We start from the raw sequence: 12,304 nt of genomic DNA, 5'->3' as shown, positions 1-12,304 counted from the left end.
AACCGAGGGTGTCTGAAGAGCCCTAATACCCCCGCGACCGATCCACCACGTTCTCCAGCGCACCGCCGGCCTCGAACTTTGCGATTTGCTCGGCGACATAGGCCGAGATTGCATCGGCGTCGGTGTCGGCCGCGTTGTGCGGGGTCAGCAGCACCTTGGGGTGGGTCCAGAACCGGCTGTCCGCAGGCTGCGGCTCCTGCACGAAAACGTCGAGCGAGGCCCCGCCAAGCGTACCGTCGTCGAGGCAGGCCAGGATGTCGGCCTCGTTCTGCAAGCCGCCGCGACCCGCATTGATCAGCACGGGCGCGCCGAGCGGGCTGTTGCGGTTGAGCTTGGTGAAGACGTCGCGGTTGAGGATGCCGTGCGTATCAGGCGTCAGCGGCAACAGGCAGACCAGGATGTCGGTCTTGCGCAGGAATGCATCGATCTGCGCGGCGCCATGGAAGCATTCGACGCCCGCGATCGTGCGCGGGCTGCGGCTCCAGCCGGCAACGCGGAAGCCGAGCCGGCGCAGCACGTCGGCGGCATCGGCACCCAGCGTGCCAAGCCCCATCACGCCGACGGTGACGGCGCTCGCCGGCCACTGATATTGCGGCTCCCAGCGTTTTGCGCGCTGCGAGTCCCGCAAGTACAGCTCCTGGCGGTGGTGCATCAGCACGTGCAGCACGACATACTCGGTCATGCGATTGGTGAGATCAGGCACGGCGACGCGCACCAGCGGTACGTCGGGCAGGCTCTTGTCGGCCATCAGCGCATCGACGCCCGCGCCCAGATTGAAGATCGCACGCAGATTGGGGAAAGCGCCGAGGTCGCCCGGCACCGGCTTCCACACCGCGGCATAGTGCACCTCGGCCGGATCGAGGGAGGCGTCGGGCAGCAGCACCACGCGGCGGCCGTCGCAGACCGCGTCGAACCGGGCCTTCCAGCGCTCCGGCAGCCAGTTCTGCTGCGTGCTGTTGATCAGGACGGCCAGTGTGCCCATGCTCATTCGAAGTGCCTCGTCGGTTCCGCTTTGAAAACCCTCCTTGGCACGATCCGACGGATTTTTCTCGCAAATTTTTTCCGCAGCCCTGTCGGGGCGGGGCATATTGGATCGTCTTAAAAACAAGCGTTCAGGAAGGTGCTGCCCATGCTTTATGCGATCCTCTGCTATCACGACGAGGACTTCGTCGGCTCCTGGAGCAAGGACCAGGACGAGGCCGTGATGAAGAAGCTCGCCGTGGTGCAGGACAAGCTCACACAGCAGGGCCGGCTCGGTCCGGTGGCGCGGCTGCTGCCGACCACCGCGGCGGCGACGCTGCGCAAGGAAGACCCGCCGCTGGTGCTCGACGGCCCCTATGCCGAGACCAAGGAGCAATTGCTCGGCTTCTACATCGTCGACTGCAAGAACCTCGACGAAGCGCTCGACGTTGCGCGCGACCTCGGCTCGGCCAATCCAGGCGGTGCCTATGAGGTGCGGCCCGTGGGCGTATTCCGGCCCGGAGGAAATCTGACGTGAGCGAGGCCGACACCGCCTGGATCGAGACCGCGCTGACCTCGGCGCGACCCCAGGCGGTCGGCGCGCTGCTGCGCTATTTCCGCGATCTCGACACCGCCGAAGAGGCCTTCCAGAACGCCTGCCTGCGCGCGCTCAAGACCTGGCCGCAGAACGGGCCGCCGCGCGATCCCGCGGCCTGGCTGATCATGGTCGGCCGCAACGTCGCCATCGACGAGGTCCGCCGCGCCCGCAAGCAGCAGCCGCTGCCCGAGGACGACCAGGCCATCTCCGATCTCGACGATGCCGAGGGTGCGCTCGCCGAGCGGCTCGACGGCTCGCACTACCGCGACGACATCCTGCGCCTGATGTTCATCTGCTGCCACCCGCAGCTGCCGGCGACCCAGCAGATCGCGCTGGCGCTGCGCATCGTCTCCGGTCTCACCGTGAAGCAGATCGCGCGCGCCTTCCTGGTCTCGGAAGCGGCGATGGAGCAGCGCATCACCCGTGCCAAGGCGAAGGTTGCGGAAGCGGGGACGCCGTTCGAAACGCCCGGCGCGGTCGAGCGCTCCGAGCGGCTCGCCGGCGTTGCCGCAATGATCTACCTGATCTTCAACGAAGGCTATTCGGCCAGCGGCGACACCGCGGAGATCCGAAAGCCGCTGTGCGAGGAGGCGATCCGGCTGGCGCGGTTGCTGTTGCGGCTGTTCCAGAGCGAGCCGGAGATCATGGGGCTCGCGGCGCTGCTGCTGTTGCAGCATGCGCGCAGCGCCGCGCGCTTTGCCGCGGACGGCGCGGTGATCCTGCTCGACGACCAGGATCGTAAACTGTGGAACGGCACCATGATCGCGGAAGGCCTGGCGCTGATCGACAAGGCGATGCGCCATCGCCGCAGCGGCCCCTATCAGGTCCAGGCCGCGATCGCCGCGCTGCATGCGCGCGCGTCGACGCCCGAGGAAACCGACTGGACGCAGATCGACCTGCTCTACGGCGCGCTCGAAGTGATGCAGCCTTCGCCGGTGGTGACGCTCAACCGCGCGGTTGCGGTCTCCAAGGTGCGCGGGCCGCAAGCGGCGCTCGAGCTGATCGAGCCGCTGGCGCCGAAACTCGCCAACTACTTTCATTTCCACGGCGTGCGTGGTGCCTTCCTGATGCAGCTCGGCCGCAACGACGAAGCCCGCATCGCCTTCGACCGCGCCATCGCACTCGCCAATACTTCGGCGGAAGCCGCCCATATCCGCATGCACATCGATCGCCTGATCCGGGACAGCCAGCCGAAGGGCGCCAATGGCGGCGCCAGGCAGGGCGCAAAGGCAAAGTGACGGCCAAAAATTTCGTCCCGCCAATTGTCGGCTCCCGCCGTTCCCTTTCGTCTTAATTCCATATCCAGGGAGCCCACTCATGCTGAAAGCCATTGCCATCATCGCCGTCGTGCTCGCCGTCGGCATAGCCGCGGTCCTCGTCTTCGCATTGACAAAGCCCGACACGTTCCGTGTCGAGCGCTCGCTCGCCGTGAAGGCGCCGGCCGATGCGATTTATCCGCACGTTGCCGATTTCCATTTCTGGATGAGCTGGTCGCCCTATGAGGAGCGCGACCCCGCCATGAAGCGGACCTTCGGCAGAACCACGTCAGGCAAGGGCGCGACCTATGCCTGGGACGGCAACAACAATGTCGGCGCCGGGCATATGGAGATCCTCGAGGCGAGCACGTCGTCGAAGCTTCGCATCAAGCTCGATTTCGAGCGCCCGTTCGAAGGCCACAACACCGCCGAGTTCACCTTTGTGCCGCAAGGCGATGCCACACTGGTCACATGGGCGATGTACGGTCCGGCGCCGTTCATGTCCAAGGTGATGCAGGTGTTCATCAACATGGACAACATGATCGGCAAGGACTTCGAGGCCGGCCTCGCCAGCCTGAAGAAGCTCACCGAGAAGTAACAAGGCTTGCTGCCCCAAGGAGCAGCTAAGGAGCAGCCAGGAAACCGCCAAGAAACTGTAAGGAACTGCCAAGGAACCGACAAGAAACCGACAAGAAAGCGAAGGAGAGAAACGATGCTCAATGCCTATCTGTTCTATCAGGACACCTGCGAAGCGGCGTTCAACTTCTACGCCAAGGTTTTGGGCGGCAAGATCGACGCCATGATGCGCTCATCGGACGCGCCGCCGGACATGCCCGCCGCGCCCGGCCGCGAGAAGATGATCATGCATGCGCGGATGTCGCTGCCCGATGGCAGTGTGCTGATGGCTTCCGACGTGCCGCCCGAGCACTTTAGCAAGCCGCAGGGCTTCGCGATCTCGTTCACGGTCAAGGACCCCGCGGACGGTGAGCGCAAGTTCAACGCGCTCGCCGACGGCGGCACCGTCACCATGCCCTACAGCAAGACGTTCTGGGCCAAGGGTTTTGGCATGTGCGTCGACAAGTTCGGGATTCCCTGGATGGTGAACTGCCCGGCCGAGGGAATGTGACAGGCGTGACCGCCTGATGCGGCAAGCCGTGATCCCTCTCCCGTAGTTGCGGGAGAGGGCCGCTTATGCTGTCGTCGCGTCACACGGCCGGTCGGCTGGATCGCTCACCGGATCGATCCGGTCGCGTCATCGCTTGGCGGGGACGGTTCGACGCAGCGAGGGCAGATCACGAGTTTCGTGCCAAGCTGCCTGTCGTTCTCCGCCTCGATTTCGTCATGGACCACCCACCACGCCTCGGAGAACGGGCGTAAGGTGCCGAGCACTCTTTCCCGCTCCTGATTGGGATTGTCCTGCGCAGGCGCCGGGTTGGCTGCGCTCCGCTTTGTGACAGAGGGACGGTGATGGGCCTGGTTCGGATCCCGGCCGAGGCCGTCCCATGCGATCGGTCGGCGCTCCTGCGCCGGCGCGGCCGCGCATCCGAGGAGCGCTGCGCAAAAAGTGAGCAAGATGAAGCCGTGACGCAGCATGCCGGACCCTTGGTACGGTACGCGACACGCAAACTCCGCGTGCGGAGCCTTGCATCGCGCCGGTTAAATGGAACCTAAGGGAAACGACGTGGCCGCCAGATCCAATATGGAATCGTTCTCTCGCATCACATTGCGAGAGCAGTGAGGCCGCTTCGTGAAATGATGCGGATCGCATCGCACAACAACTGGCGAAATATTAGGCTGTGAACTCCACGACAGAATCGCTAATAATTTCTTCATAAATTCTACAAACTGGGGTGGGCGCAACTTGGAAGGGGAGCGACCGATGGCAGCGGCGCTACAAATCAATTTTGCACTTTGGGGCATGCTCATCTGCGCGACCTTGGAATTGGCGCAGACCATCCAGAGGCTCTACTAGGCCCGACGAAATGCGCGACCGGCGCAATTTCGCCGTCGCGCTTGCCTGCTAGCCCACCAGCAACGCGATGAGCGTGAAGCTGACGCTCGCGATCACGACCATCGAGAGGATGTAGTTGCGCGGCCGTGCCGTTCGCGCGCGCGGCGGTCTCCGCCGCTGTTCGCTCACCTGCCATGCGGGCTCCGACGGCGCGAGCGCAGCCTCTGCGCCCGAGCCGATATATTTCACATAGAGCTCGAGCAGCCGCAGCTCGGACGGCAGGTCCATCAGACCCTCGCGGTCGCGCCGCGACAGCAATTCGAATTCGACGGTTTCCTGGGAGCTCAACTGGCCAAGGACAATGCGTCCCTGGTCCGACAGGCGGTAGTGAAAATCGAGGGGCTGCACGACCTGCGACCGGTTTGAAAATGAGTAATCTCGAAAAAGCGGAACCATCCTAGTCTGCGACCATTGCTGAGATTATGACGGCCCTGCAGCCATCGTGACCCGAGCGGCCTCAATCTGGACGGGACCATCATAGACGGTCGGGAAAAGCCGCAAACCGCCTAAATTGGGCAGGCATTGCGAAGCGGTTGAGCGGATTTCGTGCCCGGATCGCCGGAATTTTGCAAGACTGCCTAATCGCCGGACAGTGGCGGATGCAACCCGGTCACATCGCTGGCGGCCGCCTGTTGCTCAGCGGCAGCGTGGATAAATCGCGGCAAGGTCGCGGCCCTTCAGCAAAAGCAATCTGGACGAGAGGCCACCGTGCCGGCTGATCCAGTCGCGCACCGGGCCGGGATAGGCCTGCAGCACCGCGTCGGAGGCTTCGGGCTCGGCATAAAAGCGCCCGCGCCGGTCGACCGAACGCGCCGCGTGGAAGCCGAGCACCGCGCGTTTGGTGACGCAGATGCGCTCGCCCGGCACGATGCTCAGCACCAGCGTGCAGGCGGACAGGCACGGACCGTCGATCACTACGCGCTCGCCGCTCTCGCGCACCTGCTCGAACAGGTCGAGGAACGGCCCGACCTGTCCGCCCGGCGACTGGATGATGCGGATTTCGGCCATGGCGGGGGTGGCGGTAAAGAGCGCAGATGCGAGCATCCAGGCACCAACAAAGAACATGCGTCGCATGGAGCACTCCACAAGCTCGATCCCGTAGGGTGGGCAAAGCGTAGCCCACCAATGGCATCGCAAATCTGGAGGGAAGGTGGGAACGGCGCTTCGCGCCTTTGCCCACCCTACAAATCCTGTGCCTACCCGTTCCGCCGTTCGCCGCGCAGCGTAGGCAGGCCGATGCCAGCCGCATCGAAGCCGCCATCGACGGCCAAAATTTGGCCGGTGATGTAGCTCGATCGTTCCGAGCACAGGAAATAGATCGCTTCGGCGAGTTCCTCCTCCAGGCCGTAGCGGTTGAGCGGAATGGCGTCGTGATAGTCGGCGCGGATCTCCCTGGTATGCACCTGCTTCGCCATCGCGGTGTCGACCGGCCCCGGCGCAACCGCGTTGACGCGGATGTTGAGCGAGGCGAGCTCGACCGCGAGCTGCTTGGTCAGGTGCGCAAGGCCCGCCTTGCTGGTGCCATAGGCCGAACGCAGCGTCGAGGCGCGCACCGCCGAGATCGAGGTGACGTTGACGATGGCGCCGCCGCCTTGCTCGCGCATCAGCGGCGCGGCCGCCTTGGTGCACAAAAACGGGCCGGTGAGATTGACCGCCATGATCCTGTTCCAGTCGGCATCGCTGGTCTCCAGCACTGGCGCGAACACGGCGACGCCGGCGTTGTTGACGAGAGCATCGAGCCGACCGAAGCGGCTCATGACCGCCGCCATTGCAGCTGCCACGGCGGCTGCGTCGGAGACGTCGCAGGTGATTGCCAGCGTGTTATCGGGATTCTTCAGCGCCGCCGCCGCGCTTGCCTGCAGCTCCCCCTCGATATCGAGCAGCGCGACGCGCCACCCTTCGGCCAGGAATTTCTTGGCCGTCGCCAGCCCGATGCCTCGCGCGGCTCCGGTGACGAGGGCGACGTTTTGTAGGGCCTGCGGCATTTGCTAATCTGTCCTGTGTCCGAAAGGGGCGCGCACGAGCGCGGGCTCCTTTTACTTCGCTTTCGTCCCGGCAAGAAGGGCTCCAGGCCATGCTCATCGATCCCAGCACGATCCCGCTCGAGGAATGGCGGCCAGGTGTGAAGACCCGCATGGTCGCATCCGCGCACAACGGCGCGACCGCGCTCTGCATCTTCGAGCAATGGGTCGATCCCGGCGCCGGCGCGCCGACGCACAGTCACACGGTCGAGGAGGTGCTCACCGTGCGGGCGGGCGAGGCGGAGATGTGGGTCGAAGCCGAGCGTATCACGGTGACGGCCGGACAGGCGCTGCTGGTTCCCGCCGGCCGCAAGCACGGCTTTCGCAATTCGGGAGCGACCATGCTGCACGTGCATGCGGTGTTGGCCTCGCCGGTCTTCGAGATGCTGCCGGAAGGGGCGAGTGAAGCGACGCGACGCTGGGAGCGGTAGGGTAAGGGCGCCTGTCTCTATCACCGTCACCCCAGGGCGGCCGCTTCTGCAGCGGCCCTCGAAGGGCGACGGGGATAGTGATAGGGCCAGGGCTTACGCCAGCTCCGCCGATGCGCGCTGCATGTTCGACGACATGTCTGAGGTCACGATGCTCTGCTCCTCGACCGCGGCCGCGGTGGAGGCGATGAACTCGTTGACGCCGGCGATCGCGGCCTTGATCGCGGTGAGCGAGCTCGCAACGTCACCCGAGATGGTGTTCAGCGCGTCGATCTCGGAGGTAATCGTGTCGGTGGCCTGCTTGGCCTGGCTGGCGAGGTTCTTCACCTCGGAGGCGACCACGGCAAAGCCGCGGCCCGCTTCGCCCGCCCGCGCCGATTCGATCGTGGCGTTGAGCGCAAGCAGGTTGATCTGACTGGTGATGCCCGAAATCATCTCGACGATGCCGCTCATGGCCTGCGCGGCCGCGTTCAGTCGCTGGGCCTGACCGTCGGCGGCGTCGACCCGGCTGCTCGCGACCTTGGAGGTCTCGCGCGATTTCGCCATGGTCTCGGAGATCTCGCGGATCGATGCACTCATCTGCTCGCTGCCGGCCGCGACCGCCTCGATCAGCCCGCGCGCATTGTCGGCCTTCTTGCGGCCGATCGCCTGCGCGGTGATGTCGGTGGCGTATTTCACCACCTTGTAGGGTTTTCCGTTGAGATCCAGAATCGGATTGTAGGATGCCTGGATCCAGATCTCGCGGCCGCCCTTGGCGATCCGCTTGTATTCGGCGGCCTGGTATTCGCCGCGGTTGAGCGTCTCCCAGAACTGGCGGTAGGCCGCCGAATGCTTCTCGTTCGGCTCGACGAACATGGAATGGTGCTGGCCCTTGATCTCGGCCAGCGAATAGCCCACCGCCTTGAGAAAAGTCTCGTTGGCGGTGCGGATCGTGCCGTCCATGTTGAACTCGATCACCGCCTGCGACTTCTGGATCGCTGCGAGCTGGCCGTCATTGTCGGCGGCCTTCATCTTCTGCGCGGTGATGTCGGTTGCGAACTTCACCACCTTGAACGGCTTGCCGGTCTCGTCGAGGATCGGGTTGTAGGTCGCGAGAATCCAGATCTCCTTAGCCCCCTTGCCGAGCCGCTTGTACTCGGCCGCCTCGAACTCGCCGCGGTTCAGCCTGGCCCAGAACGCGGCATAGGCCGAGCTCGCGCGGTCCTCGGGCGTCACGAACATGCTGTGATGCTTGCCCCTGATCTCGTCGAGCGAATAGCCCATTGCGCCCAGGAAGTTCTCGTTGGCGGTGACGATGGTGCCGTCCATGTTGAACTCGATCACGGCCTGCGCGCGGTTGATCGCGGCGATCTTGCCGGAGTCTTCCATGGTCTTGATCTTGTACGCCGTGATGTCGGTGGCGAACTTGATGAAGCTGACCACCTTGCCGTTCTTGTCCAGCAGCGGGGCGTAGGAGGCATGAACCCAGACTTCCTTGCCGTTCTTGCCGAAGCGCTTGTATTGCGTGGTCTGGAATTCGCCGCGGTTCAGGCTGGCCCAGAAGTCGCGGTAGCGGGCGCTCTCGCGCTCAGTCGGGCTGACGAAGATGCTGTGATGCTTGCCCTTGATCTCGGCGAGCGAATAGCCGCTCATTTTCAGAAGGTTCTCGTTGGCATCGAGGATGGTGCCATCGAGATCGAATTCGATGACGGCCTGCGAGCGATCGAGGGCGTCGACTTCCGCGAGCGCGTGCTGGATCCTGGCCTTGCTGTTGAAATTGAACACTTGAAGTTCCCCGTAATGTTTCAACTATGCGTCGGCCGAGCTGCAATGGGCCTTCTCGAAAAGTTGCATGCGCGCGTTGATCAACTGTAAACCCTTGCAGCAAGCTGCGCGGTCTCCGGCGCTGGCCATGTTGTTCTGCGCGCGAAGATTCTCGTCCTATATGCACGGCGGTGAACATATTCGGACCGTATTCGTACGGACCCGCCTCGCGATATTTTCGCATCGTCTCTGTTGAAATTCGGCGAGCAATGTCGGGGCACGCGTTCGTGCATTGTCTTCAAGAGGAACTTCTCAGCGGAGACCATCGATGCCTGACGACCGCGAGCACCTGATTCGAGACCTGTTCGCCGCCTATCTCGGCAACGACCGGCAACGGGTCGCCGACGCATTGGCGGACGATTTCCGCTTCACCAGTCCGTTCGACGACGACCTCGACAAGGCGGCCTATTTCGAGCGCTGCTGGCGGGACGCCGGCTGGATCGCGCGACACGACATCGAGCGGATTTTCGTCCGGGGCGACGAGGCCTTCGTCACCTATCTCTGTCTGGCGAAAGATGGCAGGAGCTTTCGCAACACGGAGTTCTTCACCTTTGGCGGTGGCAAGGTCCGCCGCATCGACGTCTATTTCGGCGCGGCTCGGAAGGATGGGCGTTTCCTGCCACAGCCGCGCTAGCGGCCGGCGCAATGACCTCCGGAATAATTTTCATCACCTTGTCGGTTCCGTAAAGGTTGGTTCGTCTTAGAGGTAAGGGCGGGCGGCCCGGACCGCCGCTCCCGTCCTTCCGGGGGTGGCGCCGCGCCGCGCAAACCCGAAACGGCAAAGCAAGCAAGGACTGCTCATGCGATTCATGATGCTAATGATTCCGCTCGGCTACGAGACCGCGCCGCCGGACGTGCAACTCGATCCCGAACGCGTCGCCGCGATGATGCGCTACAACGAGGCTCTGAAGGATGCCGGCGTGCTGATCACGCTCGACGGCCTGCACCCGCCGTCGATGGGCGCGCGCGTCTCGTTCGCGACCGGCGAGCCCATCGTGACCGACGGCCCCTTCGCCGAAGCCAAGGAAGTCCTGGGCGGCTACTGGATGATCGAGGTTGCCTCGCGCGAGGAGGCGATCGCCTGGGCGAAGAAGTGCCCGGCCTCCGCCAATGAAGTCATCGAGATCCGGCAGGTGCAGGAGATGGCCGACTTTTCGCCGGAGGTACAGGCAGCCGCCGCCGGCTTCGACGATCTGAAGGCGTAGCCGAGACGGCCGCGGATCAAATCGCGGCTTCGTCAATCCATCATCCATCAACAAAGGAGTGAACCAATGAGCACCGATACCTATCTCGCCGTTTTCCTCGGCAGCAAGACCAGCCCGCAATGGGCCGCATGGAACGCGATGTCCGAGACCGAGCGGAAGGCGAAGGAGCAGGAGGGCATGGCGGCCTGGAAAGGCTGGGTCGAGAAGCATCAAGGCGCGATCCAGGCCATGGGCGGCCCTCTCGGCAAGACCAAGAAGGTCGACGGCAAGGGCGTCGCGGACATCGCCAACGAGATGGGCGCTTTCACCGTGGTCCGCGCCGCGTCCCATGAGGCCGCAGCCAAGATGTTCGAGAACCACCCGCACTTCGCGATCTTCCCCGGTGAACGCGTCGAGATCATGCCGGTGCTGCCGATTCCCGGCGGCTAGGCCGTGTCATTCCGGGGGCGCGCACACGCGCGAACCCGGAAATCTCGAGATTCCGGGTTCGGCTCGTCGAGCAGCCCCGGGTCGAGCCGCCCCCGGAATGACGAGGTGGCCGGTTAATCAAGTCCGGCCTGCGCTAGTGACCTTCACGCCCGGCTCATGTAAAGCTCGTTCACATGAGCTGGCGCAAGGACCAGGGCCGCGCCGAGCGCGGCTATCACCACGGCAATCTGAAGGAAGCCCTGTTGCAGGCCGCCCTCGGGCTGATCGCCGAGAAGGGCGCGGCCGGGTTCACCTTCGCCGATGCCGCGCGCATGGCGGGCGTCAGCGCGGCGGCGCCTTACCGGCATTTCCGTGACCGCGACGAGTTGCTGGCCTCGATCGCGCAGCGCGGCTTCGAGCAGTTCGAGCAGCGCCTGACCGCGGCCTGGGACGACGGGCGCCCGGATACGGTCACGGCGTTCGAGCGCGTCGGCAAGGCCTATCTCGTCTTTGCCCGCGAGGAGCCTGCCTTCTACAACGCGATGTTCGAATCAGGCGTGCCGGTCGATTCAAATCCGGCTCTGCAGGCCGCCAGTGAACGCGCCTTCAACATCATTCGCGCCGCCGCCGAGCGGCTTGCCGCGCTGGCGCCGCCCGGCACGCCGCGGCCACCAGCCATGATGATGGCGCTGCACATCTGGTCGATGGCGCACGGCGTGGCCTCGCTGTTCTCGCGCGGCGACGCCGCGCGGCGAAAACTGCCGATGTCGCCGGACGAGCTGCTCGAAGCCGAGGTGCTGATCTATCTGCGCGGCCTCGGCTTTCCGACCGACCGCCGTCCGCCGGCGAGAAGCGCCGAGCCGCCGCCGGTGCCACCGGAGGCATCCTCCGGTTCTGGCCTGCCGCCCGGCGGACCCTGGGGCAAGCCGAAATAAAATTGCGCAAATAATTTGGCGACCCTGTCAGGCGGCCGGCTTGACAAAATCGCGGGATGGTCTAGCTATGTAAATGTTATTTACATTCACAACGGCGCTGGTGCCGTGATGGAGATGGAAATGGCCTACACCGCTGATGTCAATCGATGGCGCGGCCCCTCGGACCAACACCAACAATACGAGCATCCGCGCATGCTCGACACGCCCTGGCATCCCGGCTGGATCGCCGTGACCATCCTCGGCTTCATCATCTGGTGGCCGATCGGACTTGCCCTTCTCTTTTTCACACTCGGGAGCAGAAGAATGTCGTGCTGGAGCAACCAGGATCGCTGGCAGAACAAGATGGAGCGGATGCAGTACAAGATGGACCGCATGCGCGGCCGCATGGAGCGCCGGGGCTTTGGCTTCGGCTTCGGTCCGCCCTCGAGCGGCAACCGCGCCTTCGACGAGTACCGCACCGAGACGCTTCAACGGCTCGAGGAAGAGCAGGTCGAGTTCAAGAACTTCCTCGACCGTCTGCGTCACGCCAAGGACAAGGAAGAGTTCGACCAGTTCATGGCGCAGCACAAGACGCGCCCGACCCCGCCGCCGACCGATCAGCAGTCTCAAGGCTGATCCGGGGTCTGCCTCTCAAAGCCTTCAGGCGCATGCCCCCAAAGTCCTGATGGCCCCGAGCCGC

At 64.3% G+C, this 12,304-nt stretch carries 16 protein-coding genes; 10 read left to right on the top strand and 6 right to left on the bottom strand.

Annotated elements, in window-relative coordinates; all coding sequences use genetic code 11:
• Positions 1-22: 22 nt before the first annotated feature.
• A complete protein-coding gene (locus AC5ZFO_RS41140; protein ID WP_282523782.1) occupies positions 23-988 on the bottom strand; it encodes a 2-hydroxyacid dehydrogenase in 966 nt (321 codons plus the stop codon).
• A gap of 141 nt (positions 989-1,129) precedes the next feature.
• On the opposite strand from AC5ZFO_RS41140, the gene AC5ZFO_RS41135 reads away from it, so the two are divergent.
• From AC5ZFO_RS41135 to AC5ZFO_RS41120, 4 genes are all read left to right on the top strand, one after another.
• On the top strand, positions 1,130-1,498 hold the full coding sequence (locus AC5ZFO_RS41135) for a YciI family protein (protein WP_282523783.1): 369 nt from the start codon (positions 1,130-1,132) through the stop codon (positions 1,496-1,498).
• Entirely contained in the window at positions 1,495-2,796 is a 1,302-nt protein-coding gene (locus AC5ZFO_RS41130; protein WP_282523784.1) for an RNA polymerase sigma factor, read from the top strand. Before AC5ZFO_RS41135 ends, AC5ZFO_RS41130 begins: the two co-directional genes overlap by 4 nt.
• A 79-nt stretch (positions 2,797-2,875) precedes the next feature.
• On the top strand, positions 2,876-3,412 hold the full coding sequence (locus AC5ZFO_RS41125) for an SRPBCC family protein (RefSeq protein ID WP_282523785.1): 537 nt from the start codon (positions 2,876-2,878) through the stop codon (positions 3,410-3,412).
• Between the two features lie 114 nt (positions 3,413-3,526).
• Positions 3,527-3,940 carry a VOC family protein gene (locus AC5ZFO_RS41120; RefSeq protein WP_282523786.1) on the top strand — a complete coding sequence of 138 codons (414 nt, stop codon included), beginning with the start codon at positions 3,527-3,529 and terminating at the stop codon, positions 3,938-3,940.
• A 104-nt stretch (positions 3,941-4,044) separates the two neighbouring features.
• Here AC5ZFO_RS41120 and AC5ZFO_RS41115 read toward each other — a convergent pair whose 3' ends face one another.
• From AC5ZFO_RS41115 to AC5ZFO_RS41100, 4 genes are all read right to left on the bottom strand, one after another.
• Entirely contained in the window at positions 4,045-4,407 is a 363-nt protein-coding gene (locus tag AC5ZFO_RS41115) for a hypothetical protein (RefSeq protein ID WP_282523787.1), read from the bottom strand.
• A gap of 427 nt (positions 4,408-4,834) precedes the next feature.
• Positions 4,835-5,173: a hypothetical protein gene (locus AC5ZFO_RS41110; RefSeq protein WP_282523788.1), complete on the bottom strand. Its 339-nt coding sequence runs from the start codon at positions 5,171-5,173 to the stop codon at positions 4,835-4,837.
• Positions 5,174-5,461: 288 nt separating this feature from the next.
• The gene (locus AC5ZFO_RS41105; RefSeq protein ID WP_404979850.1) at positions 5,462-5,890 is read right to left on the bottom strand and encodes a hypothetical protein; all 429 of its coding nucleotides are present in this window, start codon (positions 5,888-5,890) and stop codon (positions 5,462-5,464) included.
• Between the two features lie 131 nt (positions 5,891-6,021).
• Positions 6,022-6,810: an SDR family NAD(P)-dependent oxidoreductase gene (locus AC5ZFO_RS41100; RefSeq protein ID WP_282523790.1), complete on the bottom strand. Its 789-nt coding sequence runs from the start codon at positions 6,808-6,810 to the stop codon at positions 6,022-6,024.
• 89 nt (positions 6,811-6,899) lie between these two features.
• On the opposite strand from AC5ZFO_RS41100, the gene AC5ZFO_RS41095 reads away from it, so the two are divergent.
• Positions 6,900-7,277, top strand: a complete 378-nt coding sequence (locus tag AC5ZFO_RS41095; protein WP_282523791.1) for a cupin domain-containing protein — start codon at positions 6,900-6,902, stop codon at positions 7,275-7,277.
• Positions 7,278-7,370: 93 nt separating this feature from the next.
• On the opposite strand, the gene AC5ZFO_RS41090 is transcribed toward AC5ZFO_RS41095, so the two are convergent.
• Positions 7,371-9,038 carry a methyl-accepting chemotaxis protein gene (locus AC5ZFO_RS41090; RefSeq protein ID WP_282523792.1) on the bottom strand — a complete coding sequence of 556 codons (1,668 nt, stop codon included), beginning with the start codon at positions 9,036-9,038 and terminating at the stop codon, positions 7,371-7,373.
• A 307-nt stretch (positions 9,039-9,345) separates the two neighbouring features.
• On the opposite strand from AC5ZFO_RS41090, the gene AC5ZFO_RS41085 reads away from it, so the two are divergent.
• The 5 genes from AC5ZFO_RS41085 to AC5ZFO_RS41065 all read left to right on the top strand — a co-directional run bounded on the left by AC5ZFO_RS41085 (position 9,346) and on the right by AC5ZFO_RS41065 (position 12,240).
• Positions 9,346-9,711, top strand: a complete 366-nt coding sequence (locus AC5ZFO_RS41085) for a nuclear transport factor 2 family protein (RefSeq protein ID WP_282523793.1) — start codon at positions 9,346-9,348, stop codon at positions 9,709-9,711.
• A gap of 166 nt (positions 9,712-9,877) precedes the next feature.
• Positions 9,878-10,282: a YciI family protein gene (locus AC5ZFO_RS41080; protein WP_282523794.1), complete on the top strand. Its 405-nt coding sequence runs from the start codon at positions 9,878-9,880 to the stop codon at positions 10,280-10,282.
• A gap of 66 nt (positions 10,283-10,348) precedes the next feature.
• A complete protein-coding gene (locus tag AC5ZFO_RS41075; RefSeq protein WP_028152209.1) occupies positions 10,349-10,711 on the top strand; it encodes a YciI family protein in 363 nt (120 codons plus the stop codon).
• A gap of 173 nt (positions 10,712-10,884) precedes the next feature.
• The gene (locus tag AC5ZFO_RS41070; RefSeq protein WP_496123635.1) at positions 10,885-11,625 is read left to right on the top strand and encodes a TetR/AcrR family transcriptional regulator; all 741 of its coding nucleotides are present in this window, start codon (positions 10,885-10,887) and stop codon (positions 11,623-11,625) included.
• A gap of 120 nt (positions 11,626-11,745) precedes the next feature.
• Positions 11,746-12,240, top strand: a complete 495-nt coding sequence (locus AC5ZFO_RS41065) for a DUF2852 domain-containing protein (protein ID WP_282523796.1) — start codon at positions 11,746-11,748, stop codon at positions 12,238-12,240.
• The last annotated feature ends 64 nt before the right edge of the window (positions 12,241-12,304 follow it).

The organism is Bradyrhizobium sp. Unk1 (genome assembly GCF_059512345.1).
The sequence above is the reverse complement of the archived record's forward strand: the minus strand, read 5'-3'. Positions and strand labels throughout refer to the sequence as shown.